The following is a 25,846-nucleotide window of genomic DNA, read 5'->3' as shown; positions in this document are numbered from 1 at the left end:
TATCTCAACATTAATCCGGCGGCCAGGCGAGGGTGACCCGGTGCGGTTCGGCGGGCGTGCCCTGGACCTGCTCCAGCACGGCCCCGTGCGCGTCGGCGATGCGCTGCACCAGCGTGAGGCCCACGCCCAGGCCGGGGCTGGCGCTGGGCCGGGCGCCGTCGCGCGCGCCGTTGTCGCGGACCGAGAGGTAGCCGCCGCCGTCGGCGGCATGGCCGACATGCACCTCGACCAGCGTGCCGCCGGGCGTGTGGCGCAGGGCGTTGTCGACCAGGTTGCGCAGGGCCAGTTCCAGCATGGTGGTGTGGCCTTGCACCACCACCGGGCCCGGCGGGGCCTCCAGGGCCAGCTCCTGCCCCAGCTCGTAGGCCATGGGCGCGTGCGCGGCCACCACCTGGCGCGCCAGGTGGCACAGGTCCACCGGCTCCGAGGCCTGGCCGTCCAGGCTCTGGGCGCGGGCCAGGTCCAGCAGCTGGCCCAGGATGCGGCCGGCGCGCAGGGCGTCGTGCTCGACCAGGGCCAGGGCCGCATCCCGGTCCGCGTCCTGGCGGGTTTCGCGGGCCAGGCGCGACTGCAGCAGCATGGCGGTCAGCGGGGTGCGCAGCTCGTGCGCCACGTCCGAGGTGAAGCGGCGTTCGCGCTCCAGTTGCGACTGCAGGCGCTGCACCAGCGCGTTGATGGCATGGGCCGTGGCGGAGAGTTCCTCGAAGGGTTGCTGCGCTGGCAAGGTCTTTCCGGCGTCGAGGTCGAGCGCGGCGATCTGGTCCGACAGGTGTTCCAGCGGCGCGATGCCCCGGCGGATGGCCCAGGCCAGCAGCAAGGCCACGAGCGGCAGCAGGATCAGGGCCGGGCGCACGATGTGCTCCGCGATGTCGCGGCCCAGGGCCTGGCGCCAGCCCATGTCGATCAGCACGGCCACGCGGCGCGGCGCCTGGGCGCTGGCGGGGGCGTCGGCCACGAAGGCGCGCCAGGTGTGGCCCGGATGCGCGGCGCCGAGGGTGAGCGTGCGGCGGCCCGCGGGCAAGGGGTCGGGCAGCACCGCCGCGATGCCGTGCGTGTCCCACAGCACGCGGCCATGCTCCCAGACCACGATGCGCAATGCGGGGGCATAGACGGCAGTGGCCTGCCCGTCGTCCACGGGGCGGGCGGGTGCGCGGCCCGGGCCGATCGGGGCGTCCGGGCGCAACAGCAGCTGGGCGGTCGATTCGAGCTGGCCGTCGGTGATTTCGTCGGCCTCGTGCAGGCCGGTGTAGTAGGCGACGGCGGCCAGGATGAGCCAGATGGCCGCCAGCGTGCCCAGCGTCCAGGCCCATAGGTGGCGCCACAGCGGGCGCCGGGGTGTGGGGGCGGGCGGACGGGCCGTGCTCATGCCGGGCCCGCAGGGAGCGGTTTCGCATCGGCGCGGGGCACGTAGTAACCCACGCCGCGCACCGTCTGGAGCAGTTCGTTGCCGAGCTTGCGGCGCAGGTGGTGGATGTGCACCTCCAGGGCGTTGCTCTCCAGCGCGTCGTCGAAACCGTACAGCGCCTCTTCGAGCCGCTGGCGCGTCAGAACCTGGCCGCTGGCGCGCAGCAGGGCCAGCAGCAGCGCGAATTCCTTGGCGCGCAGCGGCACCAGCGCGCCCGCGCGGCGCACGGTGTGGGCGGCCGGGTCCACCTCCAGGTCACCATGGCGCAGCACGGGTGAGGCGCGCCCCTCGCTGCGGCGCAGCGCCACGCGCATGCGCGCGAGCAGTTCGCCGGGGTCGAAGGGCTTGACGAGGTAGTCGTCGGCGCCTTCGTCCAACCCGGCGATGCGGTCGGGCAGGGCGTCGCGCGCGGTCAGGATGAGCACGGGCAGGTGCAGCCCTTCCTGGCGCAGGCGGCGCAGCCAGTCGATGCCGTCGCCATCGGGCAGGCCCAGGTCGAGCAGCACCATGTCGAAGGCCTCGACATGCAGGGCCGTCCAGGCGGCCGACAGGGTGGGGCTGATGTCCACGGCGTAGCCCGCGCCCCGGAGCGTGGCCGCCAGCCCGCCCGCGATGCCCTCGTCGTCCTCGACCACCAGAATGCGCATGTGCTTTGCTTTTGCCAGGGAATGCTTGTTCGCCCGCTATTGTGCGTCCTGCCCGCCGGGACGGGCGGCGCTGCCGATAATGCGGGCCTATGTCTTTTTCCGATCCGCGTCCGTCCGAGCCTTCCCGCGCCTTCACCCTGGAGTTTCCCGAGTCCCTGCCCGTGTCGGGGCGGCGCGACGAGATCATGGAGGCGCTGCGCCAGCACCAGGTCATCATCGTCTGCGGTGAAACCGGCTCGGGCAAGACCACGCAGTTGCCCAAGATTGCGCTGGCCCTGGGGCGTGGCAAGTGCAATGCGCCGGAGGGGCAGAAGGGCCGGCTCATCGGCCACACCCAGCCGCGCCGCATCGCCGCCAGCAGCGTGGCCAAGCGCATCGCCGAGGAGCTGAAAACGCCGCTGGGCGAGGTGGTGGGCTACAAGGTGCGCTTCCAGGACCGGCTTTCGCGCGATGCCTCGGTCAAGCTCATGACCGACGGCATTTTGCTGGCCGAGACGCAGACCGACCCGCTGCTGAGCGCCTATGACACCCTCATCATCGACGAGGCGCACGAGCGCAGCCTGAACATCGACTTCCTGCTCGGCTATCTGCGCCAGTTGCTGCCGCGCCGGCCGGACCTGAAGATCGTCGTCACCTCCGCCACCATCGACGCCGACCGCTTCGCCAAGCATTTTGCAAGCGCCCGCCCGGCGCCGGGCCGCCCCAAGCCGGGCGCGGCCCCCTCGGGGGGCAGCGACCCACACGCAGTGGGGGAGCGTGGGGGCGAACTGATTCCGGCGCCGGTGATTCAGGTGTCGGGCCGCACCTTCCCGGTGGAGCAGCGCTGGCGGCCGTTCGAGGAAAGCCGCGACTACGGCCTGAACGAGGCCATCGCCGACGGCGTGGACGAACTCTGGCAAGGCAATGCGGGCGGTGACATCCTCGTCTTCCTGCCCGGCGAGCGCGAAATCCGCGAGGTCGCCGACCACCTGCGCAAGCACCTGGCGCACCAGCCGGTCACGCGCAACGCCGAGGTGCTGCCGCTGTTCGCGCGCCTGTCGCAGGCCGAGCAGGACCGCATCTTCGACGGCCACACCGGCCGGCGCATCGTGCTGGCCACCAACGTGGCCGAGACCTCGCTCACCGTTCCAGGCATCCGGTACGTGATTGACGCAGGCACGGCGCGCGTCAAGCGCTACAGTTTGCGGAGCAAGGTGGAGCAGTTGCTGGTCGAGCCCATCAGCCAGGCGGCGGCCAACCAGCGCGCCGGGCGCTGCGGGCGCGTGGCCAACGGCATCTGCATCCGGCTCTACGACGAAAAGGACTTCACGGGCCGCCCGCGCTTCACCGACCCCGAGATTCTGCGCAGCTCGCTGGCGGGGGTGATCCTGCGCATGAAGTCGCTGCACCTGGGCGTGGTGGAAGACTTTCCGTTCATCGACGCGCCCTCGGGCCGCGCCATTGCCGACGGCTACCAACTGCTCAACGAACTGGGCGCGGTGGACGACAAGAACGAGCTCACGCCCATGGGGCGCGAGCTTTCCAAGCTGCCGCTCGACCCGCGCGTGGGCCGGATGATCCTCGAAGCCCGTGCGCGTGGCGCGCTCAGCGAGGTGCTGGTGATCGCCAGCGCCCTGAGCCTGCAGGACGTGCGCGACCGCCCCATGGAGGCGCAGCAGCAGGCCGACCAGCAGCACGCCAAGTTCGACGACGACAAGAGCGAATTCAGCGGCTACCTCAAGCTCTGGCAGTGGCTGCAGGACGCGCGCGGCGGTGTGCCGCAGCTGCCCTCGGCGCGTGTGCAGCAGGCCCAGGCGCGCGCGCGCGGCCCCTCGCAGGCCGTGCTGCCGGTGGCGCAGCGCAAGGCGGCCGCGCCGGCGCAGCCCGTGCCTGCGGCGGCCGCCCCCACGCACAAGCTCAGCAACCGCCAGTACGAGCAGCTCTTGCGCCAGAACTTCATCAACGTGCGCCGCGTGCGCGAGTGGCGCGACGTGCACAGCCAACTGCTCACCGTGGTGACGGAGCACCACTGGGCGCTCAACAACCAGCCCGCCAGCTACGAGGCGCTGCACCTGTCCATGCTCTCGGGCCTGTTGGGCAACATCGGCTTCAAGCCCGAGGAAGAGGACGTTTACCTGGGCGCGCGCGGCATCAAGTTCCACCGCCATCCCGGCGCGCACCTGCGCAAGAAGCCGGGGCGCTGGATCGTCTGCGCCGAACTGGTGGAAACCACGCGCCTGTTCGGCCGGGGCATCGCCGCCATCGAGCCGCAATGGCTTGAAGAGGTGGGCGCGCACCTGCTGAAGAAACAGGTGCTCGACCCGCACTGGGAGAAGAAGGCCGCCGAGGTGGTGGCGTTCGAGCGCGCCACGCTGTACGGCCTGGTGGTGTACAGCGGGCGCCGCGTGGGCTACGAGAAGGTGGACCCGCATGCCGCGCGCGAGCTGTTCATCCGCGAGGCGCTGGTGGGCGGCGAGGCGCCGCAGGACTGGGACAAGCGCCTGCCTTTCCTGGCCGCCAACGACAAGCTCATCGCCAAGGTGCAGGAGCTGGAACACAAGTCGCGCCGCCAGGACGTGTTGGTGGACGAGGAGCTGATCTTCGCCTTCTACGACCAGCAGGTGCCGCAGGACGTGTGCAACGGCCGCAGCTTCGAGCACTGGTACCGCGCGGAGAGCAAGGCCCGGCCCGACCTGCTCAAGCTCACGCGCGACGAACTCATGCGCCACGAGGCGGCAGGCATCACCACCAGCGCCTTTCCCAAGATGGTGCGCCTGGGCGGCGTGGACTGCGCCGCGAGCTATTTACACGAGCCCGGCGACCCGCGCGACGGCATCACCGTCACCATCCCGCTGTTCGTGCTCAACCAGGTGCAGGAGGAGCGCTGCGAGTGGCTCGTGCCCGGCATGCTCAAGGACAAGATCCAGGCCCTGCTCAAGAGCCTGCCGCAGCGCCCGCGCAGCCGCTTCGTGCCGCTGCCCGACAGCGCCACGCGCCTGGCCGCCTTGCTGGGCACGCCCGACCGCGTGGGCCACACGGGGCTGGTGGACGCACTGCTCAAGCAGGTGCGCGACGAAACCTCGCTCGACGTCAAGCGCGCCGACTTCAAGCTCGACATGGTGCCGCCGCACCTGTTCATGAACTTCCGCGTGGTGGACGAGCACGGCCGCCAGCTGGGCCAGGGGCGCAACCTGGGCGCGCTCAAGGCCGAACTGGGCGCCAAGGCGCGCGGGGCCTTCCAGGCGCTTGCTTCATTAAAGATAGCGCCTGGCGCTTCATCCAAGCCGGATTCAGATAAAAAACCATCTGAAAATGCCGCAGATAGAGCGCAAGCAGCTCCTGAAAAGAGAGCGAAGACTGCACCCGCCGCGCAGGCCGAGCAACGCTACACCGCCTGGACCTTTGGCGAACTCCCGGAGCTGATGGAGATCGGCAAGGGCGGGCAGACGCTGATCGGCTTTCCGGCGCTCATCGACGCGGGCGATGCGGTCACCATCGAGGTGTTCGACGAACCCGAGGTGGCGGCCGTCAAGCACCGCTCCGGCCTGCGCCGCCTGTGCGCGCTGCAGATCAAGGACGCGCTCAAGTACCTCGAAAAGAACATCCCCGACCTGCAGAAGATGGCCGTGGCCTACATGCCGCTGGGCACGCAGGAAGAACTGCGCGCGCAGATCCTCGACGTGGCGCTGGACCGCGCCTTCCTGCTCGACCCGCTGCCCACCAACGCGCAGGACTTCGAGCGCCGCGTGCAGGAAGGGCGCGCTCGCCTCACGCTGATCGCCAACGAGGTGGCGCGCCTGGCACTCACCATCCTGCAGGAATACGCCACGGCGGTGCGCAAGATCAAGGACACCAAGGGCGCGCCCGAGGCCACGCAGGATGCGCAGCAGCAACTGCAGCGCCTCATGCCCAAGCAGTTCCTGGCGGCCGCGCCCTGGCCGCAGCTGGCGCACTTTGCGCGCTACCTCAAGGCCATCGTGCTGCGGCTGGACAAAGTCCGCGCCGACCCGGCGCGCGACGCCGCCCGCCTGGCCGAGCTGCGCCCGCAGGAGCAGCGCTACTGGCGCCTGGTGGCCGAGCGCAAGGGCCAGGTGGACGCGCGCATGCAGGAGCTGCGCTGGCTGCTGGAGGAACTGCGCGTGAGCTTCTTCGCCCAGGAGCTGCGCACGCCGCAGCCGGTGAGCGTCAAACGCTTGGACAAGCTCTGGGCGCAGATCAATAGCTGAGCCAGCATGCCGATCACGGGCTATTAATGAGATTAATTCTCATTTATACTGTCTGCATTCCTTCCGTGAATCCATGCAGACCGAGCCCATTGACGCCCCTTTCGACGAGCACCTCGCTTTGTGCCGCGCGTATGGCGCCGTGCAGGAGCGCTGCAGCCGGGTGATGGCCCAGCAGCGTGCCGAGATCGAGCGCCTGCAGGCCCAGGCCGTGCGCCTGCGGGCGGCCGTGATCGTGCGCGACACGGCGCTGGCCCTGGCGCGCGAGGACCACGCGCGCCTGGTGGCCCGGCTGATCGGCGAAGGCAACGCCAGCGCCGTGGCCGCCGATCTGGTGATCTGCCAGACGGGGTGCCTGGGGCATGGCGACTATTGGCGCGAGCAGGACCGCTGCCGCCGGACCGGGCAGCATTGCGTGCTCGCCGATATTCCGACATTCACAGCCTGATATCCACGCTGTTGCGCATGGCGGCCTGGGCCACGGCGTCCAGGGCGCCATCCACCACCGTTTGCTGCGTCAGAACGCGCATGGAGCCCTGTTCGATGAGCCGCTCCAGCAACCGCAGTGTCATGGACTGGGAGCGTCCAGAGGCGCTGGTGAAGAGGAAGAGCGTGCCATGCGGGCCGATCCATGAAAGCTGGGTGCGCTCCCATTTGCCCGCCACCAGCAGGTCCACCCAGGTGCCGACGGCCAGGTTGCCCTGCACGGGCGCGCTGGGGCAGGGGCCGTTGGCCGAGGCGCTGGTTCCGGTGGGTATCGCTTCTGGCGTCTCGCCCTGGGATTCCGGGGCCACGGTCGAGTCGATGTAGCCCGACTCCTTGGCCTCGGAGGGCGCGACCCAGGGTTCTTCGTCGGCGTGCGGCGCGGGCCGCGGCCTGGGCTGCGCGGGCTTGGCGGCTTGCGCGGCCGGCGCGGGCTTGAAGGCCTGCTGGTGCAATTGCATGAGCCGGTCGAAAAACGTGTCGGTCTTGGCGGCGGGGTAGTCGATCGATGCCAGTCCCTCGCGCAGCTTGCTCAGCAGCTTGGGCAGCAGGCGCGCGAGCCGGCCCACGTTCAGGCGGGTCAGTTCGGGTTGCGCGCTCCAGATCAGGGCATCGACCAGTTCGCGGTAGCGCCCAGGGTCGGTGCCGCCGCCGTGGTCGGTCAGGCGCGCCTGGGCCATCACCTGGGCCCAGGGGCCCAGCAAGAACTTGGAGATTTCCTGCGGCACCTGGCCGATCTGGGGCAGCAGCCAGATGTCGCGCGAGATCTTGGCCGCCAGCAGGTGGCGCTGCTCGGCGTGTTGCAGGGCCTCGATGGCGCGCAGCCGCTCGCGCTTGCGGGCCTGCTCGCGCTCGGCCCAGGTGGTCTGCAACTGCTGCAGGATGTGCTCGAAAGGCTCCTGGCTGTCGATGTCGGCCGTGGCCAGCGGGCTGGCGATCTCGATCAGGGGGTGCATGAAGCTCTCGAAGCCGGGGGCTTCGAGGCTGTCGAATGCCAGGCTGCGGTCCGTGATCTCCTGCAGCAGGCGGCGGGCGGGGTGTTCCTTGTCGCTGAAGAAGCGGGGGTCGGCCAGGGCCAATTGCAGCAGGGCGGGCTCCAGGGCCCGGATGAACTGCTGGACGGGCCAGAGCAGCCGGCTGTCGCGCGCCATGTTGTCCACCATCAGGGCCACCACTTCCATGCTCAGGGCCTGGCCCAGGCCCGTGGCGCCCTTGTGCGCCGCGGCGGATGCGGCCGTGCCGCCGCTGGCCTGGCCGCGCTGGCTGCCCAGGCGCTCCATCATGTGGCCCACCTGGTTCATTTCCTGCAGGGCCTCGAAGGCGGCAGGGACGGTGATGGCGAAGTCCGTGGGAAGGGGCTCGTGCGCATGGGCTTCGAATTCGCGCGAGAACCGTTCGGCGAAGGCCTCCAGCGAGGTGGGTGCGGGCACGGGCGTTTCGGTGAGCTCGCCCAGCAGCAGGCGGCGCAGGCGGTCGAGCGTCAGCAGCGAGTCGGCGTGGCCGGCCTGCAAGGGCGGCGTTTCTGGTGTTTCCAGCCGCGCGGGCGCCGTTTCCGGGCCGAAGCCCGGGGCGGCGCCGGTGGAGGTCGGTCCGAGGTAGACATATTCGCCGCCGGCCTGGCGCACGGCATAGCCCACGGGCCGGATGCCGCTTTGCTGCAACTGGCCGATCAGCGCGAGGTAGAGCTTGCGCAGTTCGCCGCCCAGGGCCTGGGCCATGTGCGCCATCCAGTCGCGCCGCACCTGGTCGGTGGCCTGCATCTGCGACACCACGCCCTGCAGCGCCTGCAGGAAGGCTTCGGGGCGCAGGGGGTTGTGTTCCGGGCGGACGGTGGGCAGCCCCCGGGCCGCGCACACGAGCGCATCGAGATCGGCCAGGGGAGCCTCCACGGCCGATGCCACGATCTGCCCGGCGCGGGCGCGTTCGACGCTTTCACTGATCTGTGTCTCGTCCATCAGTTCGAGGTCGTCGAAATGGACGGTGAACAGGGAGCGCGTGGCTTTCTGGCTTTCCGCGTTGCCCTGATCGAGCGCCTTGCGCAGCGTGCCGGGGTAGCGGTCGCTCATCACGGGGGCGAGCTTGGCGAGTTGCTGGCGCGCGTCGAGCAGCGCATGGCGCTCGCCCGGGGTGCGCGCCAGGTCTTCGCGCGATTGCAGGGATTGGCGCGTGGCCTCGGTGACGCGCTCCATGAGATGCCGAGCATCCTCCAGCACGCTGTGCAGGAGGCGCTGGTAGATATCGGCGTCGGGTCCTGCGGGGGCGGGGGCAGACGGTGCGACGTGTTTCAAGTCAGTTCTCTTTTGAAGAAATACCAATGTCTTTCATCGTGTGCGAGTATCGCCGTGGAACGCGCCCGGATGGATGCTGCCTTGCGCACTCCATGCAAAGATCGTGAACGGTTCCAAGGCAGCGAGGGGGCGCTCGGCCCCCTCGTTCTTCAAGCGCGGGCCAGGGGGCCTGCGAAGGTGTCAGCCGCCATGGAACTTCACCACCAGCGGCACGATGAGCAGCGCCACGATGTTGATGATTTTGATCAGCGGGTTCACGGCCGGGCCAGCGGTGTCCTTGTAGGGGTCGCCCACGGTGTCGCCGGTCACGGCGGCCTTGTGTGCCTCGGAGCCCTTGCCGCCGTGGTTGCCGTCCTCGATGTACTTCTTGGCGTTGTCCCAGGCGCCGCCGCCGGTGCACATGCTGATGGCGACGAACAGGCCGGTCACGATGGTGCCCATGAGCAGACCGCCGAGCGCCTTGGGGCCGAGCAGCAGGCCGACCACGATCGGCACCACCACGGGCAGCAGGCTGGGGATGACCATTTCCTTGATGGCGGCGGTGGTCAGCATGTCCACGGCCTTGCCGTACTCGGGCTTGGCCGTGCCTTCCATGATGCCCTTGATCTCGCTGAACTGGCGGCGCACTTCCACCACCACGCTGCCGGCAGCGCGGCCCACGGCTTCCATGGCCATGGCACCGAACAGGTAGGGGATCAGGCCGCCAATGAACAGGCCGATGATCACCATGGGGTCGCTCAGGTCGAAGCTGACCGCGCGGCCATAGCTCTCCAGCTTGTGCGTGTAGTCGGCGAACAGCACCAGTGCGGCGAGGCCGGCAGAACCGATGGCGTAGCCCTTGGTCACCGCCTTGGTGGTGTTGCCCACGGCGTCCAGCGGGTCGGTGATGTCGCGCACGCTGCTGGGCAGTTCGCTCATTTCGGCGATGCCGCCGGCGTTGTCGGTGATGGGGCCGTAGGCATCCAGCGCCACCACGATACCGGCCATGCTCAGCATGGACATGGCGGCGACGGCGATGCCGTACAGGCCTGCGAGCTGGTAGGCCACCAGGATGGCGATGCAGACAAAGATCACCGGCCAGGCCGTGGAGCGCATGGATACGCCCAGGCCCGCGATGATGTTGGTGCCGTGGCCCGTGGTGGAGGCCTGGGCGATGTGGCGCACGGGTGAGTACTGGGTGCCGGTGTAGAACTCGGTGATCCAGACCAGCGCGGCCGTCAGCACCAGGCCGGTGGTGCAGGCGCCGAACAGCTTCATCTGCGCGCCGCTGCCGCCCAAGGCGTTGTCGGGGATGATCCAGGTGGTGACGAAGTAGAAGGCGATGAGCGAGAGCACGCCGGCGATGGCCAGGCCCTTGTAGAGCGCGGGCATCACGTTCTTCATGCCCGGCGAGGCCTTGACGAAGAAGCAGCCGATGATGGACGCCACGATGGACACGGCGCCCAGCGCGAGCGGGTAGAGCACCGCGTTGAGCGGCGCGGCGGCCACCAGCAGGGCGCCCAGCACCATGGTGGCGATCAGCGTCACGGCGTAGGTCTCGAACAGGTCGGCGGCCATGCCGGCGCAGTCGCCCACGTTGTCGCCCACGTTGTCGGCGATCACGGCGGGGTTGCGCGGGTCATCCTCGGGGATGCCGGCCTCCACCTTGCCCACCAGGTCGGCGCCCACGTCGGCGCCCTTGGTGAAGATGCCGCCCCCCAGGCGCGCGAAGATGGAGATCAGCGAGGAGCCGAAGGCAAAGCCGATCAGCGGGTTGAGCAGGCCGGCCAGGGTCTTGTCCGCCGCCGGGTTGCTGCCCACCAGGAACCAGTAGAAGCCGGTCACGCCCAGCAGGCCCAGGCCCACCACCAGCATGCCGGTGATGGCGCCACCGCGGAAGGCCACGTCCAGCGCGGGGCCGATGCCTTGCGTGGCGGCCTGCGCGGTGCGCACGTTGGCGCGCACCGAGACGTTCATGCCGATGAAGCCGCAGGCGCCCGAAAGCACCGCGCCGATGACGAAGCCGATGGCGGTCTTGCCGTCGAGGAAGAGACCGATGAGGATGGCCAGCACCACGCCAACGATGCCGATGGTCTTGTATTGGCGCGCCAGGTAGGCGGCCGCGCCCGCCTGGATGGCGGCCGCGATTTCCTGCATGCGGGCGTTGCCCGCGTCCTTCGAGAGAATCCAGCCACGGGCCCAGAAGCCGTAGGCCACTGCAATCAGCCCGCAGACCAGGGCCAGTATGAGAGGGGAAGTCAGCGCTGTGTTTCCAGCCATTCTTTTTCTCCAGGGTGTTGAATCGCACGTTAGGGGACACAACGCACCGGTCATGTCCCCGCTGCGTTGCTTCCTCGTGCTCCAAGCCTGGAGACGATTGGCCAACCAAGGCAATTTACCCCGAAAAAATGACATGCAAGCGTCGAGAAAGGGGGGGGGCCTTAAAATGAGGGTTAATCCCGACGTGAACTCTTAACAATCATCAACATCGCGAACGACAACATGTCTCTTAACAGCGTCACCCCCGGCAAGAACCTTCCCGAAACCTTCAACGTGGTCATCGAGATTCCGGCTGAATCCGATCCCATCAAGTACGAAGTGGACAAGGAGTCGGGCGCCGTTTTCGTGGACCGTTTCCTGACCACGGCCATGTACTACCCGTGCAACTACGGCTACGTGCCCCGCACCCTGTCGGGCGACGGCGACCCGGTGGATGTGCTGGTCATCACCCCGTACCCGCTGCACCCCGGCGTGGTGGTGCCCTGCCGTGCCCTGGGCATCCTGAAGATGGAAGACGAGGCCGGCATCGACGGCAAGGTGCTGGCCGTGCCCACCACCAAGATCCTCAAGATGTACGAGCCCTGGAAGACCGTGGCGGACGTGAACCCGATGCGCCTGAAGGCCATCAGCCATTTCTTCGAGCACTACAAGGACCTGGAAGAAGGCAAGTGGGTCAAGGTGCTGGGCTGGGAAGGCATCGAGGCCGCCCACAAGGAAATCATGGACGGTCTGGCCGAGTACCAGAAATCCCAAGGTTGATGCATGGGCGCTGCGCAAGGCGTGCAGCGCCGCCCGCGCCTGTGCTTGCACGCCGTGCCCGCATTCTTCGCGGGCATTTTCTTGTGCAGTTCAGCGGCCCCGTTGTGGGTCGGGGTAGATCAGATTCAGGCCGGGCAGGGTGGGGCGCTTGAAGGGCTGCCACACCACGCCGGGGCCCTGGGGTTGGCTTAGGCGATCTGCCACGACCCACCAGGCGCCCGGGTGCAGGCCGATGCCGAAATGGCTGGCGACGACCTCGATGTTCTCGGTGTGCGGGTTGTGCGGCGCGGGCGCCTGGATGCTGCCGCGCCAGGCCACCACGCCATCGGTGCGCGAATAGATGCTGCTGGTGGGCACGGGTGGCGCTTCAGGCAGGTTGTAGTGCTCGGCCTCGCGGTGCACCTCGCGCCCGCTGGCGAACTGGTAGATGCGCCAGGCGTTGGTGGAGGTGTGCGGGCCAGCGAACGGCGTGCCCAGCGTGATCACGCAGCGCACCAGGTCGGGCATTTCCTTGGCCAGCTCGCGGGCATAGACGCCGCCCAGGCTCCAGCCCACAAGGCTGACGCGGGCGCCGCTCTTCTGGCTGGTTTCCACCAGCTGCTGCTTGGCGGCTTCCAGCACGCCATGGCGCGGGCCCAGGTTCAGCCCCTGGCCCCAGCCGTGGGTCTGGTAATTGCGCGATTCGAGGTAGCGGCGCAGCGGCAGGGTGGTCGGGTCGCCAGCGGTCAGGCCCGGGAAGACGATGACCGAATGGCCGTCGCCCAGCGGCGCGCGCTGCAGCAGGGGCCAAGCGGGCAGTACCGCGCCCAGTTCCCAGGGGGCGCGGAACTCCATCGCGAGCAGGTGCAGGCCGGGCGGGGGGAGTTCATGGAGTTCGGGGGCTTTTTTGGCGAACGGGGGCATCGGGACTCGCAGTGCAATCGAATCGGGACTTCCGCCGTGGCGGCGGGAGTCGAGACAATGCTGCATTCTTCCATGGGCCGCTGGCGCAGAAATGGGGGTAACTCTCCAAATGTGCCGGCCTTCGGGAAAGCCTGGAGATGTTTCGCGGAGCGGGGCTCGCATGGCATAGGGAAATGGGGTATGTTTACAACAAGATGTCACGAACGTGACGGCGTTGCCTGCCTTTCTTGTGTTGAAGCCTTGTGGTTCGCGGACAGGGGATTGCGCCCGGTGCCTCATGGGCGCCGTGGTGGACGGTAAAGATTTGAAAACGAAAGGAAACACATCATGCTGGCACTCAACCGTTTAAGCGTCTCCAGGCGCCTTGGCACCCTGGTGGTTTGCGCGGTGCTGGGGATGATGGTTCTCATCACCTTGTTCATGCTGTCCGAGCGGGCGCTGATCATGCAGGAGCGGCAGATCAGCGTGCGCCAGACCGTGGAGGCCGCCCATGGACTGGTGGTCTACTACCATGACCAGGCCAGCAAGGGCGTCATCACCGAGGACGAGGCCAAGAAGCAGGCCATGGAGGCGATCCGGCCCCTGCGTTACAGCGGGGCAGAGTATTTCTGGATCAACGACATGCAGCCGCGCATGGTGATGCACCCCATTCGTCCGGACCTGCAGGGCCAGGATCTCAGCGGCAACAAGGACCCCACGGGCCTGCTGCTGTTCATGGAATTCGTGAAAACGGTGCAGAAGGATGGCGCCGGCTTTGTGTCCTACATGTGGCCCAAGCCGGGTAGCGAAAAGCCCGTGGAAAAGGTGTCCTATGTCAAGGGCTTCGCGCCCTGGGGCTGGGTGATCGGTTCGGGCGTGTATGTGGACACGGTGCAGTCTGTCTTCGTGAGCCGTTTGGTTCAGCTGGGCCTCATCACGCTGGTGCTGGCCGGGGTGCTGGTGGTCATCAGCCTGGTGCTGGCCCGCAGCATCCTGCGGCAGCTTGGCGCCGACCCCGAGTTGCTCAACGGCATCACGCACCGCATCGCCCAGGGTGATCTGGCGGTCGAGATTCCGCGTGCGACCCATGAGCACAGCGTGCTCCATGGCATCCAGGCCATGCGCGACAGCGTGGTGAGCATCGTCACGCGCGTACGCCAGGGCTCGGAGAGCGTGGCCACGGCCAGCGCCGAGATCGCGCAGGGCAACCACGATCTGTCGGCGCGCACGGAGCAGCAGGCCAGCGCGCTGGAAGAGACGGCGGCGTCCATGGAGCAATTGGGTTCCACCGTGCGCCAGAACGCCGACAACGCGCGCCAGGCCAACCAGCTGGCGGTCAACGCCTCCAGCGTGGCGCAGCAGGGGGGCGAAGTGGTGGCCGAGGTGGTTAGCACCATGCGCGGCATCAACGACAGTTCCAAGAAGATCGCCGACATCATCAGCGTGATCGACGGCATCGCGTTCCAGACCAACATCCTGGCGCTCAATGCGGCGGTGGAAGCGGCCCGCGCGGGCGAACAGGGCCGGGGCTTCGCCGTGGTGGCCAGCGAGGTGCGCAGCCTGGCCGGGCGCAGCGCCGAGGCGGCCAAGGAGATCAAGGCACTCATCACGGACAGCGTGGAACGCGTGGAGCAGGGCAGCGCGCTGGTGGACAAGGCCGGTGTGACCATGACCGAGGTGGTGACGGCGATCCGGCGCGTGACCGACATCATGGGCGAGATCAGCGCGGCCAGCAGCGAACAGAGCACCGGCGTGTCGCAGGTGGGTGATGCCGTGACGCAGATGGACCAGGCCACTCAGCAGAATGCCGCGCTGGTCGAGCAGATGGCCGCGGCCGCCGGCAGCCTCAACAGCCAGGCGCGCGAACTCGTCGATGCCGTGGCCGTGTTCCGGTTGGCCCAGGGTGAGCAGCCGGCCGCTGCCCGCCCCGTGGCCGCAGCACCGCGCCCCGCCGTCAAGCGTTCGGCTCCTGCCCCGGCCCCCGTGGTCGCGCGCAAGAAGTCCGCGCCCGGGCTTGCTGCTCCTGCCGCGAAGCCCGCGCCCGCCGCCCCGGCGGCGTCCGCCGGAGGTCAGGACGACTGGGAAAGCTTCTGACGGGAGTGCTTGTCCCCAGCGGTTGCAGGTGAAAGTCGTGTTGCAATAAGATTCATGTAAAATGAATCTTATTGCATGCCATTCAGGCCCTTGAACCCGGCCTGGCGCCACGATCCCATGACACACCCCTTACCTCCCATCCTGCCCACGGGCAACGCGGCGCAGCAACCCGTGGCGTTGGAGGGCTGGCCCCTGCTGCGGCTGGGCTTTCGCCCCTTCTACCTGGGTACGGCATTGCTGGCCTGCCTGTCGGTGCCGCTCTGGATCGCGGCGTTCCTGGGGTTGGTTCCGCTGCATCTCACGGTATCCCCCCTGCTGTGGCATGCCCATGAAATGCTGTTCGGCTTTGCCGCCGGCGTCATCATCGGCTTCCTGCTTACGGCCGTGAAGGCCTGGACCGGGCTGGCCACGCCGCGCGGGCCGCTGCTCGGCACGCTGGCGCTGCTCTGGCTGGCGGCGCGGGTGGCCGCCGTGGCGGCGCCCTATCCGGTGTACGCCGCGCTCGATCTGGTGCTGCTGCCCACGGTGGCCGTCATCCTGCTGCGTTTGCTCATCAAGGCGGGCAACAAGCGCAATATCCCCTTGATTTCCATCCTCGTCCTGCTGTCGCTGGCCAACCTGTGCTTCCACCTGGCGGCCATGGGCGCCATCGGTCTGCAGCCCGTGCAGGCGCTGTATGCCGGCCTGGGCCTGATCGTGATGATCGAGTGCGTGATGGCCGGCCGCGTCGTGCCCATGTTCACCAAGAATGTCACGCCCGGCCTGGTGATCAACATCCCGCGCAAGTTCGAGCTGGTCACGCTGGCCAGCACCGGCGTGGCGCTGGCGCTGTGGGTGTTCGCACCGGCGGGCTGGGTCACGCTGGTGGCCTGCGTGATCGCCGCCGGCATGCACGCCGTGCGCCTCTGGAAGTGGCACCCGCGGGTCACGTTCAAGCGCCCCATCCTCTGGATCCTGCACGCCTCCTACGCCTGGGTGCCCGTGGGCTTTGCCCTCCTGGCGCTGGCGCAGGTGGGCGTGGTGACCGTTTCCGTGGCGGTGCACGCCTTCGCCGTGGGCACCACGGGCGGGCTCATCATCGGCATGGTCACGCGCACGGCGCGCGGCCACACGGGGCGCCAGTTGCAGGTGGGCCGGGCCGAGGTGCTGGCCTATGCGCTGGTGATGGGCGCTGCCGTGCTGCGCGTGCTGGTGCCTGCCGTGGTGCCGCAGTGGTACGCGCCGGCCCTGGCGCTTGCCGCCACGGCCTGGGCCATCGCGTTCGCCGTGTACCTGTTCGTTTACACCCCCTGGCTGACCCAGACCCGGCTCGACGGCAAGGACGGCTGAGCTGCGCCCTGCCTCTCTCCTGCTTTCTCTTCATGACCACCGCCCAGAAAGGCTGATTCCATGCTTCCCACCCAATCCCCCGTGATCGACGTGCGCACCATCGAGCCGCGCGAGCGCCATGTGCAGATCTTTGGCCGCCTGGACGCCCTGCGCGCAGGCGAGGCGCTGCAGATCGTCAACGACCATGACCCCGTGCCCCTGCGCCACCAGCTCGAATCGCGTGCGCCCGGCCAGTTCCAATGGGCCTACCTGCAGTCCGGTCCGGACCAATGGCGCGTGCTGATCAGCAAGCTCGAAGCCAAGGTGTCCGCTGCCGAGGCCGAAGACTCCTGCTGCTCCGGCGGCGCCTGCTGCGGCTGAAGTGCGACGACATCCCCCTGAGCCCCCTGAGGCGCTTCGCGCCTTCCCCCCGCTCTCGCCTCGCTGCGCGATGCGGGCAGGGGGACGCCCCCAGCGCGGCGGGGCGGCCCTTGCGCGGGGGCCGCTGGCCTGGACCGCGTTCGCTTCATGCGCCGTAGGTGGAGCAAACGCAATGGCTCACTGATACTTACCGGCCACGGCCGATCCAATCTCCTGGTGCGCCACAGCCCGCGAAAGCGGGCTGTGGCGTTTTTGGGGTCTACAGCCCGAGCGACAGCATGGCTGCCTCGGACATCATGGAGCGGTTCCACGGCGGATCGAACACCATGTTCACCGTGATCTCGCCCACGCGGGGCAGGGCCAGCACCTTGTCGCACACCTCGTCGGCGATCGCCTCGCCCATGCCGCAGCCCACGGAGGTCAGCGTCATGTCGATGACCACGCGCACCTTCTCGCTGTCTTCGAGCGCTTCGAGTTCGCAGCGGTAGATGAGGCCCAGCTCCACGATGTTGACCGGAATCTCCGGGTCGTAGCAGGTGCTCAGCGCCTGCCGGATCAAGTCGTTCAGGTCCTCGATCTCCACTTTCTCCGGCAGCGCCAGCGCGGCGGGCGGCTGCTTGCCGATGGCGTCGGCGTCGGCGCCGCGCAGGCGCACGAGCTGGCCTTGCACGAGCAGGGTGAAAGAGGAGCCCAGCGCCTGGGTGATCTGCGCCAGGCTGCCAGCCTCCAGGTCCATGGGCGAGCCGTCGGGGATGCACTCCACGCGCACCGGGCGGCGCACCAGCACGTCTTCGCGGTGGCGTTTCATCATGGCGTTTCCTCCAGGGTGACGGCCGCGCCAGCGTCGCTGTGCGCCTCTTGTGCCAGCGCGTGCATGAGCGCGTGCCAGCCCAGCAGCGCGCACTTGATGCGGCTGGGGTAGCGGCGCACGCCGGCCAGGCTCACCAGCTTGCCCAGGGGCGCGGCTTCGGGCTCGGTCTCGCCGGTGAGCACGGCGCGGAAATGCTGCTGCAGTTGCCGCGCCCACTCCACGTCGCGGCCCTTGACGGCCTCGCCCATCATCGAGGCCGAGGCCATGCAGATGGCGCAGCCCTGGCCGCTGAAGCGGATGTCCGCCACGCGGCCCTGGTCGACGGCCAGCTCCACGGCGATGTTGTCGCCGCACTGCGGGTTGGTGCCCCGCGCCTGGTGCGTGGGGTGGTCGAGGTGGCCGAAGTTGCGCGGCGCGCGCTTGTGCTCCAGCACCACCTCCTGGTACAGGTCGTTTTCCGGTGTATTCATTTCGGTTCTCCATGGCGCTGTGGCTCACCCACGATGCATGAAACTGGTGCGGCCCAAGCCAGTGGCCACCGTGCAAGGGCCGCCCCGCCGCACCGGTGGCGTCCCCCTGCCCGCATCGCGCAGCGAGGCGAGAGCGGGGGGAAGGCGCGAAGCGACACAGGGGGGTGTTTCACTTCAATATCTCCAGGGAACGTGCCACGCCCGCGAGCAGGCGCTCCACTTCTTCGTGGGTGTTGTAGCCGGCGAACGAGGCGCGCGTGGTGGGCCCCAGGCCCAGGTGGTCGAGCAGCGGCTGGGCGCAGTGGTGGCCGGTGCGCACGGCGATGCCCTGGCCGTCAAGCAGGGTGCCGATGTCGTGCGGGTGCACGCCCTCGGCCACGAAGGACACCAGCGCCGACTGGTGGGCCTGCGGCGCCAGCACGGTGACGCCGTCGATGGCGGCCAGCCCCGTGGCGGCGTGCGCGCGCAGGGCGTGCACATGCGCGTCGAGGGTGGCGCGGCCGGTGCGCTCGATGAACGCCGCTGCCGCCGCCAGGCCCACGGCGCCGGCCACGTTGGGCGTGCCGCCTTCGAGCCGGGCCGGCAGGCCGGCAAAGCCGGCGCCCTCGTAACTGACCCACTCCACCATGTCGCCGCCCAGGCGCAGCGGCGCCAGGCGCTCCAGCGCGGTGCGGCGACCCACCAGGGCGCCGGTGCCCATGGGGCCGTACATCTTGTGGCCCGAGAAGGCCATGAAGTCGCAGTCCAGCGTGGCGATGCCGGGCATGGCGTGGCCCACGGCCTGCGCGGCGTCGAGCACGGTGAGCGCGCCAGCGCGGGCCGCCAGGGCCAGCAGGGTTTCATAGGGCGGGCGCTCGCCGGTGGCGTTGGCGCCGGCGGTGAGGGCCAGCACGCGCGTGCGCGGCGTCAGCAGGCGCTCCAGGTCGGCGGTGTGCAGGCGCCCCTGCGCGTCCGGGCGCAGGATGTGCAGCGTGGCGCCGCTGCGGCGCGCTGCCTGCTGCCAGGGGATGAGGTTGGCGTGGTGCTCCAGGCCGCTGACGATGATCTCGTCGCCCGCGCGCAGCCAGGCGGATGCGGGGCCATCGGCCCACAGGCCATGCGCCACGAGGTTGAGCGCCTCGGTGGTGCCCGAGGTGAAGACCAGTTCATGGTCTGCCCCCGCGCCGACGAAGCGCTTGAGGTCGCTGCGCGCGCGCTCGAAGGCGTCGGTGGCGCGCTGGCTCAGCGTGTGCACGCCCCGGTGGATGTTGGCGCGGTCCTGCGTCTCGAAGGCGCGCAGGGCGTCGAGCACGGCCACCGGCATGTGCGTGGTGGCCGCGTTGTCGAGGTAGGCCAGCGGCTGGCCATGCACGCGCTGCTCCAACACCGGGAACTGCGCGCGCAGGCCGGTCCCGAGGTCTATCAGGGCATGCATCTCACTCATGGTGGGTCTCCTGTGCCGTGGCCAGGTGGCGCGCGATGGCTTGGGTCAGCCAGCCGTCGCTGAGCCAGGTGGCCAGCAGCTCGGGGTGGTCTATGCAGCGCTCCAGCAGCGCGTGGGCCATGCCCTCGACGACCAGGGCGCGCGCGCTGGCGTCGTCCAGCCCGCGCTGGCGGGCGTAGAACAGGGCGTCCTCGGGCAGCGCGCCCCAGGTGGCGCCGTGCGCGGCCTGCACCTGGTCGTGCTGGATTTCAAGGTGCGGGCGCATCACCAGCCGGGGCCGGCCGGCGAGCGGGATGCCGGTGAGGCGCTGGCGCACGGCGGCTTCGTCGGCGCCCGGGGCGATGCGGGTGTGGGCGTTGGCCACCACGCGCGCGGCGCCGCTGGCCAGGGCCAGGGTCTCCACCTGGCTGGTGGTGTGGGCCGCGTGGTGCGCAGTGTGCACCTGCTGCTCCAACGCCTGGCCGGCGGCCAGCAGCAGGCCGGACGCGTGGGCGGTGGCGTGGTGGCCCTGCAGGTCGAGCAGGGTGCGCTGTAGGTGGTAGGCACCTTCGGTGGCCACCAGGGCCTGCTCATAGTGGGCGTGGGTGTCGATCCGGGCGTGAACATGGTGCGCTATCTGGTCACCGGCGCCCGGCGCGGCGATGCGCAGGTGCCGCAGCGTGGCGCCCGCGCCGAGGTGGATGTGGGTGTGCAGGTTTTGCGCCACGGCCTGGCCGCACTGCGCGGTTTCGCGCTCGTGCGTTTCGATCAGCACGCAGTGCACGCCGGGGTCGATGTCGAGCACCAGCAGCGGGGCCTCGGCCTGCGCGCGGGGCTGGTGGCGCAGTTGCAGCCATACGGTGCCCTGGTCCGGCCCGGCCTTGCCGGGCGTGGCCTGCACGCGCAGGCGCAGGCCCTGGCGGCACAGCGCGCGGTGGGCCCAGGCGAAGGGGGCGGCGTCGCCGTCGCCGGGTTGCGGCAGGCCAGCAAATAGCTCGGCGCGCTGCGCCGGGTCCAGCGCGTCGAGCCAGCGCGCCTGCACGCTGCCTTGCGGGGCGTGGCCCACCGGGTGCAGCGTCCAGCCGGCGCCGGCCAGCGGTGGCGCGTCGCAGCCGGGCGTGGCGCCGTCGGCCGGACCCTGGAGCCAGGTGTCGGCCGCCGGCGGCGGCAGGTGGCGGAAGGTTTCGGCGCGTGCTGCGATCCAGCCGTGCGTGCGCAGGCGTTCGTGGGCGGCCAGGGCGTCGGCGCGGGCGGTGTCCATGTTCAGGCCTCCACGGGGTCGGCGGCGCGCGCGAAACCGGTGCGGGCGATGCCGCGCGCCAGTTCCAGGCCACCTGTTTCGGCGATGCAGCCCTGGTCCAGCCGCAGCACGGCATCGGGCTCCAGCGATTCGATCAGGTGCAGGTAGTGCGAGACGACCACGAAGGCCGTGCCCTGCGCGCGCAGGCTCTGCACCAGTTGCACCACGGCACGCACGCCGTCCACGTCCATGCCCGAGTCGATTTCATCGAGCACGGCCAGGCGCGGCCGCAGCAGGGCCAATTGCAGCAGTTCGTTGCGCTTGCGCTCGCCGCCCGAGAAGCCCTCGTTGACCGGGCGGCCGAGCATGGCCTCGGGCAGGCCGAGCTGCTTGGCGGCCTCGCGTGCGCTGGCCAGGAAGTCGAAGGCGTCGAGTGGCTCCTCGCCGCGCGCTTCGCGCACGGCGTTGAGGGCGCTGCGGATGAACAGGTTGTTCTTCACGCCGGGGATGTCGGGCGGCGCCTGGAACGAGACGAACAGACCGGCGCGCGCGCGTTCATGCGCGCTCATGGCCAGCAGGTCCTGGCCGCCGAACAGCGCCTGGCCGGCGGCGGCGCGGTAGCTCGGGTGGCCGGCGAGCGTCAGGCCCAGCGTGCTTTTGCCGCTGCCGTTGGCACCCATCAGCACTACCAGGGCGCCGGGTGCCACGTCGAGCGAGACCGAGTGCAGCACGGTGCGCTCGCCCACGTTCACGCGCAGGTCGCGCACTTGCAGCAGGGGGGAGGGGGTTGTCATGGGGTGTCCTTCTTTCAAATTTGATAGCTGGTGACGCTTTATGGATAAGGGCTGGAGCCGTTTTTTGCTTGTAAACAGGCGTTGTCAGCCCACCGCGCCTTCGAGCGAGACGGCCAGCAGGGCCTTGGCCTCCAGCGCAAATTCCATGGGCAGCTCTTCGAGCACGGCCTGGCAGAAGCCGCCGACGATCAGCGCCGTGGCCTCCTGCGGGTCGATGCCGCGCTGCTGGCAATAGAACAGCCGCTCTTCCGAGATGCGCGTGGTGGTGGCCTCGTGCTCGACCACGGCGTCGCCGCGCGCGGTGTCGATGTAGGGGAAGGTGTGCGCGCCGCAATCCGGGCCGATGAGCAGCGAATCGCACTGCGTGTGGTTGCGCGCGCCTGCCGCTCCGCCGTTAACGCGCACCAGGCCGCGGTAGCTGTTGTGCGCATGGCCCGCGCTGATGCCCTTGGAGACGATGCGGCTGGTGGTGTTCTGGCCCAGGTGGATCATCTTGGTGCCGGTGTCCGCCTGCTGGAAGTGATTGGACACGGCGATGGAATGGAACTCGCCGTTGGACCCGTCGCCGCGCAGCACCACGCTGGGGTACTTCCAGGTGATGGCCGAGCCGGTCTCGATCTGCGTCCAGGCGATGCGCGAGCGCTTGCCGGCGGCCAGGCCGCGCTTGGTGACGAAGTTGTAGATGCCACCGCGCCCCTGCTCGTCGCCGGGGTACCAGTTCTGCACGGTGGAGTATTTGATGAAGGCGTCGTCGTGCGCCACCAGCTCCACCACGGCGGCGTGCAGCTGGTGCTCGTCGCGCTGCGGCGCTGTGCAGCCTTCGAGGTAGCTGACCGAACTGCCTTCCTCGGCAATGATGAGCGTGCGCTCGAACTGCCCGGTGTTGCGCGCGTTGATGCGGAAGTACGACGACAGCTCCATCGGGCATTTCACGCCCTGGGGGATGTAGACGAAGGAGCCGTCGGAGAACACCGCCGAATTGAGCGCGGCGTAGAAGTTGTCGCCCACCGGCACCACGCTGCCCAGGTAGCGCTCGATCAGTTCCGGGTGGTGCTCCACGGCGTGCGAGAACGAGCAGAAGATGACGCCCACCTCGGCGAGCTGCTCGCGGAAGGTGGTGCCCACGGACACCGAGTCGAACACCGCGTCCACCGCCACGCCGGCCAGGCGGGCGCGTTCGTGCAGGGGCACGTTGAGCTTTTCGTAGGTTTCCAGCAGCTTGGGGTCCACCTCGTCGAGGCTCTTGGGGCCGTCCTTGAGCGACTTGGGCGCCGAGAAATACGACAGGGCCTGGAAGTCCACTGGCTCCATGCGCAGGTGCGCCCAGTCGGGCGGCGCCATGGTCAGCCAGCGCTCGAAGGCGGCCAGGCGCCAGCGCAGCAGGAACTCGGGCTCGCGCTTGCGCCGCGAAATGGCGCGGATCGTGCCTTCGTCCAGCCCCGGGGGCAGGGAATCGGACTCGATGTCGGTGACGAAGCCGTGCCGGTAGGGCTGTTGCAGCGCCTGGGCCAGGGGGGCGGCCTGCTCAATGCTGGACATGGCGGTGCTCCGGGCGGTGGGGTGCGGGGGTCATGGGTGGGGCCTCGGTGGGGATGTTTTAATATTCATATCGTATGAATCTTTAAACAAGGCTGCAAGCTTTCAAGCCTGTGCCCGCGCCATTGCCATGGGCATCCGCCGCTGTGCGGCGGGATCTGCGGCACAGGCGCGACGCGGGCCAGGCGTTTTGCCGGTTTCTGTGGATGCCTGTGCATGCTTGCCGATCCGATGGTGGACAATCAATTCGCCAGTAGCACATCCTTACGACCGATGCCTACCCTCACACCTCGCCAGCGCCAGTGGCTGCTATCGCTGCTGGTGTTTGCGTGCGGCTTGCTGCTGGTCATCGCGTGGCTGCGCCATTCGGCGGAACAGGAAAGCCACCGGACCCGTGCCTTGGCGGCCGACCTGGCGGCCGACCACGCGCAGTCGCTGCAGCGCGGCATCGAGCGGGCCTTGTCGGCCACCTACGCGATTGCCGCCCTGGTGCGCCAGGGCAATGGCCAGGTGCAGGACTTCGACGGCGTGGCCACTGAGATGCTGCCGTTCTATCCGGGCATCGCCGCGCTGGGCCTTTCACCCGGCGGCGTGATTTGCTGCGTGGTGCCGCGCGCGGGCAACGAAAGGAGCATCGGTTTCGACCAGCTCAAGGACGTGGCGCAGAACAAGGAAGCGCGCCTGGCGCGCGATACCGGCCACCTCACGCTGGCGGGGCCGCTGCAGTTGGCGCAGGGCGGCATGGGGGTGGTGGGCCGCTTGCCGATCTTCTTGACCGACATGCAGGGCCATCGCGCGTTCTGGGGGTTCAGCTACGCCACGCTGCGGTTTCCCGAGGCCCTCGACGCCGCGCGCCTGCCGTTGCTGCGCGAGCGCGGCTACGCCTACGAACTGTGGCGCATCCTGCCCGAAACGGGCGCGCGCCAGAGCATCGCGGCCTGGGGCGAGAAGGCGCTGGACGCGCCGGTGTCGCGCACCCTGGAGCTGCCCAACGGGGTGTGGACCCTCAGCGTGGCACCGGTGGGCGGCTGGGTCAACCGCACGGGGCTGATAGTCGAGGCGGTGCTGGGAGCCCTGTTCAGCGCCCTGTTGGCCTACCTGGCCTGGCTGCTCTATGCCATGCGCCTGCACGATGTCCAGCTCGAAGCGCTGGTGGCCGAGCGCACCGCCGAGATCCGGGCCACGCAGCAGCACCTGGAGGCCACGGTCAATGCCATTCCCGACCTGCTCTTCGAGGTGGGGCTCGATGGCCGCTACTACAGCACGCATTCGCCGCGCGAGGAACTGCTTGCACGGCCCAGCAACGAGCTGCTGGGCCGCACGGTGCAGGAGGTCATGCCGCCGGAGCAGGCCGGCAAGGTGCTTGATGCGCTGAAGGAGGCGAACGAAAAGACCTGGTCCACCGGGGTGCAGATCTGCCTGCCGCTGGAGATCGGGCCGCGCTGGTTCGAGCTCTCCGTGGCCCGCAAGGCGGTCGGCTATGGCGAGGCGCCGCGCTTCGTGGTGCTTTCGCGCGACATCACCAAGAACAAGGAGTCCGAGGAGAAGGTGCGCCAGCTCGCGCACTTCGACGTCCTGACCGGCCTGCCCAACCGCAGCCTGCTGGCGGACCGCTGCCAGTACGCGCTGAGCGGCGCGCAGCGCAATGGCAACATGGTGGCGCTGATGTTCCTGGACCTGGACCACTTCAAGAACGTCAACGATTCACTCGGGCACCGCGTGGGCGATGAGCTGCTGAGCGCGCTGGCGCGGCGCTTGACGATGCTGGTGCGCGAGCAGGACACGGTGTCGCGGCTCAGCGGCGATGAATTCGTGCTGGTGCTGCCCGACACCGATGCGCTGGGCGCGGCCCACGTGGCGGAGAAGCTGCTGCAGGCCGCCGCGGAGCCCTTCGAGATCGAATCGCACGAACTGATCGTCACGCCCAGCATCGGCATCGCGATGTTCCCGAACGATGGCGCCGATTTCGACACCCTGTCGCGCTGCGCCGATGCGGCCATGTACTACGCCAAGCAGTGCGGGCGCAACCAGTTCCGCTTCTTCACGGCCGAAATGCAGGCGCGTTCCGAGCGTGCCCTGCTGCTGGAGAACGCCCTGCGGCGGGCGCTGGAGCGCAACCAGCTGCAGCTGCACTACCAGCCCCAGGTGTCGGTGGCCACCGGCACCATCATCGGGGCCGAAGCCCTGCTGCGCTGGAACCATCCCGACCTGGGGCAGGTCTCTCCGGCGGAATTCATTCCAGTGGCTGAAAGCAGCGGCATGATCCTGCCCATCGGCGAATGGGTGCTGCGCACCGCTACGCAGCAACTCAAGGAGTGGATGCGCTCGGGCCATGTGCTGACCATGGCCGTGAACCTGTCGCTGGTGCAGTTCCGGCAGGCCGACTTCCCGCAGCTGATCGACAGCATCCTGGCCGAGGCGCAGCTGCCCGCGCATTGCCTGGAGCTGGAACTGACCGAGGGCGTGGCCATGACGGACCCGGCCGCCGCCATCGCCATGATGGACCGGCTGCACCAGTGCGGCGTGCTGCTGTCGATCGACGATTTCGGCACGGGTTACTCGTCGCTCAGCCACCTCAAGAAATTCAAGGTCTACAAGCTCAAGATCGACCAGTCCTTCGTGCGCGACATCGCCGACGATCCGGACGACCGGGCCATCGTCAGCGCCATCATCTCCATGGCCGGCAGCCTGGGCATGCAGACCATCGCCGAGGGGGTGGAGACGGTGGGGCAGCTCGCCTTCCTACAGGCCCAGGGTTGCGTCGAGGTGCAAGGCTATTTCTTTGGCCGCCCGGTGCCGGCGCCGCAGTTCCTGGCCGCACTGGAGCAGGGCCTGCCCCGGGGCTGAGCGCCCGCCGGGCCACACCGGACAGAGTGCAAAAAAAT

General features: G+C 69.0%; 18 protein-coding genes. 7 read left to right on the top strand and 11 right to left on the bottom strand.

Annotation, left to right across the window (positions count from 1 at the left end):
• Positions 1–10 precede the first annotated feature (10 nt).
• Both D8S75_RS05365 and D8S75_RS05360 read right to left on the bottom strand, forming a co-directional pair.
• On the bottom strand, positions 11–1,366 hold the full coding sequence (locus D8S75_RS05365) for a sensor histidine kinase (RefSeq protein ID WP_119964921.1): 1,356 nt from the start codon (positions 1,364–1,366) through the stop codon (positions 11–13).
• A complete protein-coding gene (locus tag D8S75_RS05360) occupies positions 1,363–2,052 on the bottom strand; it encodes a response regulator (protein ID WP_119964920.1) in 690 nt (229 codons plus the stop codon). The genes D8S75_RS05365 and D8S75_RS05360 overlap by 4 nt, the downstream gene beginning before the upstream one ends.
• A gap of 89 nt (positions 2,053–2,141) precedes the next feature.
• Between D8S75_RS05360 and hrpA the strand changes: the two genes are divergently transcribed.
• Both hrpA and D8S75_RS05350 read left to right on the top strand, forming a co-directional pair.
• On the top strand, positions 2,142–6,257 hold the full coding sequence (gene hrpA, locus D8S75_RS05355; protein WP_119964919.1) for an ATP-dependent RNA helicase HrpA: 4,116 nt from the start codon (positions 2,142–2,144) through the stop codon (positions 6,255–6,257).
• A 73-nt stretch (positions 6,258–6,330) separates the two neighbouring features.
• Complete coding sequence (locus D8S75_RS05350) at positions 6,331–6,702, top strand: hypothetical protein (RefSeq protein ID WP_119964918.1); 372 nt, start codon at positions 6,331–6,333, stop codon at positions 6,700–6,702.
• On the opposite strand, the gene D8S75_RS05345 is transcribed toward D8S75_RS05350, so the two are convergent.
• Both D8S75_RS05345 and D8S75_RS05340 read right to left on the bottom strand, forming a co-directional pair.
• Positions 6,692–9,025: a DUF1631 family protein gene (locus tag D8S75_RS05345; protein ID WP_119964917.1), complete on the bottom strand. Its 2,334-nt coding sequence runs from the start codon at positions 9,023–9,025 to the stop codon at positions 6,692–6,694. The genes D8S75_RS05350 and D8S75_RS05345 overlap by 11 nt on opposite strands.
• Positions 9,026–9,205: 180 nt before the next feature.
• Positions 9,206–11,284 (bottom strand): sodium-translocating pyrophosphatase, encoded by a 2,079-nt coding sequence (locus tag D8S75_RS05340; protein WP_119964916.1) that lies wholly within the window; start codon positions 11,282–11,284, stop codon positions 9,206–9,208.
• A 222-nt stretch (positions 11,285–11,506) separates the two neighbouring features.
• Between D8S75_RS05340 and ppa the strand changes: the two genes are divergently transcribed.
• Complete coding sequence (gene ppa / locus D8S75_RS05335) at positions 11,507–12,043, top strand: inorganic diphosphatase (RefSeq protein WP_119964915.1); 537 nt, start codon at positions 11,507–11,509, stop codon at positions 12,041–12,043.
• A 90-nt stretch (positions 12,044–12,133) separates the two neighbouring features.
• Here the strand turns inward: ppa and D8S75_RS05330 are convergent, their stop codons facing one another.
• A complete protein-coding gene (locus D8S75_RS05330) occupies positions 12,134–13,108 on the bottom strand; it encodes an alpha/beta fold hydrolase (protein WP_119964914.1) in 975 nt (324 codons plus the stop codon).
• A gap of 165 nt (positions 13,109–13,273) precedes the next feature.
• Here D8S75_RS05330 and D8S75_RS05325 point away from each other — a divergent pair, with 165 nt between their 5' ends.
• The 3 genes from D8S75_RS05325 (at position 13,274) to D8S75_RS05315 (ending at position 16,708) form a co-directional block, all read left to right on the top strand.
• Positions 13,274–15,019: a methyl-accepting chemotaxis protein gene (locus D8S75_RS05325; RefSeq protein WP_119964913.1), complete on the top strand. Its 1,746-nt coding sequence runs from the start codon at positions 13,274–13,276 to the stop codon at positions 15,017–15,019.
• A 117-nt stretch (positions 15,020–15,136) separates the two neighbouring features.
• Positions 15,137–16,348: an NnrS family protein gene (locus D8S75_RS05320; RefSeq protein ID WP_119965111.1), complete on the top strand. Its 1,212-nt coding sequence runs from the start codon at positions 15,137–15,139 to the stop codon at positions 16,346–16,348.
• A gap of 60 nt (positions 16,349–16,408) precedes the next feature.
• Positions 16,409–16,708, top strand: a complete 300-nt coding sequence (locus D8S75_RS05315) for a DUF2249 domain-containing protein (RefSeq protein ID WP_119964912.1) — start codon at positions 16,409–16,411, stop codon at positions 16,706–16,708.
• 259 nt (positions 16,709–16,967) lie between these two features.
• On the opposite strand, the gene sufT is transcribed toward D8S75_RS05315, so the two are convergent.
• The 6 genes from sufT to sufB form a co-directional block, all read right to left on the bottom strand.
• Entirely contained in the window at positions 16,968–17,516 is a 549-nt protein-coding gene (sufT, locus tag D8S75_RS05305) for a putative Fe-S cluster assembly protein SufT (RefSeq protein WP_119964910.1), read from the bottom strand.
• On the bottom strand, positions 17,516–17,989 hold the full coding sequence (sufU, locus tag D8S75_RS05300; protein ID WP_119964909.1) for a Fe-S cluster assembly sulfur transfer protein SufU: 474 nt from the start codon (positions 17,987–17,989) through the stop codon (positions 17,516–17,518). Before sufU ends, sufT begins: the two co-directional genes overlap by 1 nt.
• A gap of 169 nt (positions 17,990–18,158) precedes the next feature.
• The gene (locus D8S75_RS05290) at positions 18,159–19,403 is read right to left on the bottom strand and encodes an aminotransferase class V-fold PLP-dependent enzyme (RefSeq protein ID WP_232828936.1); all 1,245 of its coding nucleotides are present in this window, start codon (positions 19,401–19,403) and stop codon (positions 18,159–18,161) included.
• Between the two features lies 1 nt (position 19,404).
• The gene (locus D8S75_RS05285) at positions 19,405–20,652 is read right to left on the bottom strand and encodes a SufD family Fe-S cluster assembly protein (protein WP_119964907.1); all 1,248 of its coding nucleotides are present in this window, start codon (positions 20,650–20,652) and stop codon (positions 19,405–19,407) included.
• Positions 20,653–20,654: 2 nt separating this feature from the next.
• Positions 20,655–21,425 (bottom strand): Fe-S cluster assembly ATPase SufC, encoded by a 771-nt coding sequence (gene sufC, locus D8S75_RS05280; protein ID WP_119964906.1) that lies wholly within the window; start codon positions 21,423–21,425, stop codon positions 20,655–20,657.
• Between the two features lie 84 nt (positions 21,426–21,509).
• On the bottom strand, positions 21,510–22,964 hold the full coding sequence (gene sufB / locus D8S75_RS05275; protein WP_119964905.1) for a Fe-S cluster assembly protein SufB: 1,455 nt from the start codon (positions 22,962–22,964) through the stop codon (positions 21,510–21,512).
• 270 nt (positions 22,965–23,234) lie between these two features.
• Here sufB and D8S75_RS05270 point away from each other — a divergent pair, with 270 nt between their 5' ends.
• Positions 23,235–25,808: a bifunctional diguanylate cyclase/phosphodiesterase gene (locus D8S75_RS05270; protein ID WP_119964904.1), complete on the top strand. Its 2,574-nt coding sequence runs from the start codon at positions 23,235–23,237 to the stop codon at positions 25,806–25,808.
• Positions 25,809–25,846: the final 38 nt, after the last annotated feature.

It is taken from the genome of Simplicispira lacusdiani, from assembly GCF_003604195.1.
In the GTDB taxonomy this organism is placed as follows: domain Bacteria; phylum Pseudomonadota; class Gammaproteobacteria; order Burkholderiales; family Burkholderiaceae_C; genus Simplicispira; species Simplicispira lacusdiani.
Note: the sequence above shows the minus strand (reverse complement) of the source record. Positions and strands in the feature narration are given on the sequence as shown.

Bases quoted from the DNA above. Each gene is read 5' to 3' on its own strand.
- D8S75_RS05365 (WP_119964921.1), bottom strand. From the start codon at position 1,366: ATGAGCACGGCCCGTCCGCCCGCCCCCACACCCCGGCGCCCGCTGTGG.
- D8S75_RS05360 (WP_119964920.1), bottom strand. From the start codon at position 2,052: ATGCGCATTCTGGTGGTCGAGGACGACGAGGGCATCGCGGGCGGGCTG.
- hrpA (WP_119964919.1), top strand. From the start codon at position 2,142: ATGTCTTTTTCCGATCCGCGTCCGTCCGAGCCTTCCCGCGCCTTCACC.
- D8S75_RS05350 (WP_119964918.1), top strand. From the start codon at position 6,331: ATGCAGACCGAGCCCATTGACGCCCCTTTCGACGAGCACCTCGCTTTG.
- D8S75_RS05340 (WP_119964916.1), bottom strand. From the start codon at position 11,284: ATGGCTGGAAACACAGCGCTGACTTCCCCTCTCATACTGGCCCTGGTC.
- ppa (WP_119964915.1), top strand. From the start codon at position 11,507: ATGTCTCTTAACAGCGTCACCCCCGGCAAGAACCTTCCCGAAACCTTC.
- D8S75_RS05330 (WP_119964914.1), bottom strand. From the start codon at position 13,108: ATGCGAGCCCCGCTCCGCGAAACATCTCCAGGCTTTCCCGAAGGCCGG.
- D8S75_RS05325 (WP_119964913.1), top strand. From the start codon at position 13,274: ATGCTGGCACTCAACCGTTTAAGCGTCTCCAGGCGCCTTGGCACCCTG.
- D8S75_RS05320 (WP_119965111.1), top strand. From the start codon at position 15,137: ATGACACACCCCTTACCTCCCATCCTGCCCACGGGCAACGCGGCGCAG.
- D8S75_RS05315 (WP_119964912.1), top strand. From the start codon at position 16,409: ATGCTTCCCACCCAATCCCCCGTGATCGACGTGCGCACCATCGAGCCG.
- sufT (WP_119964910.1), bottom strand. From the start codon at position 17,516: ATGAAACGCCACCGCGAAGACGTGCTGGTGCGCCGCCCGGTGCGCGTG.
- sufU (WP_119964909.1), bottom strand. From the start codon at position 17,989: ATGAATACACCGGAAAACGACCTGTACCAGGAGGTGGTGCTGGAGCAC.
- D8S75_RS05290 (WP_232828936.1), bottom strand. From the start codon at position 19,403: ATGCATGCCCTGATAGACCTCGGGACCGGCCTGCGCGCGCAGTTCCCG.
- D8S75_RS05285 (WP_119964907.1), bottom strand. From the start codon at position 20,652: ATGGACACCGCCCGCGCCGACGCCCTGGCCGCCCACGAACGCCTGCGC.
- sufC (WP_119964906.1), bottom strand. From the start codon at position 21,425: ATGACAACCCCCTCCCCCCTGCTGCAAGTGCGCGACCTGCGCGTGAAC.
- sufB (WP_119964905.1), bottom strand. From the start codon at position 22,964: ATGTCCAGCATTGAGCAGGCCGCCCCCCTGGCCCAGGCGCTGCAACAG.
- D8S75_RS05270 (WP_119964904.1), top strand. From the start codon at position 23,235: ATGCCTACCCTCACACCTCGCCAGCGCCAGTGGCTGCTATCGCTGCTG.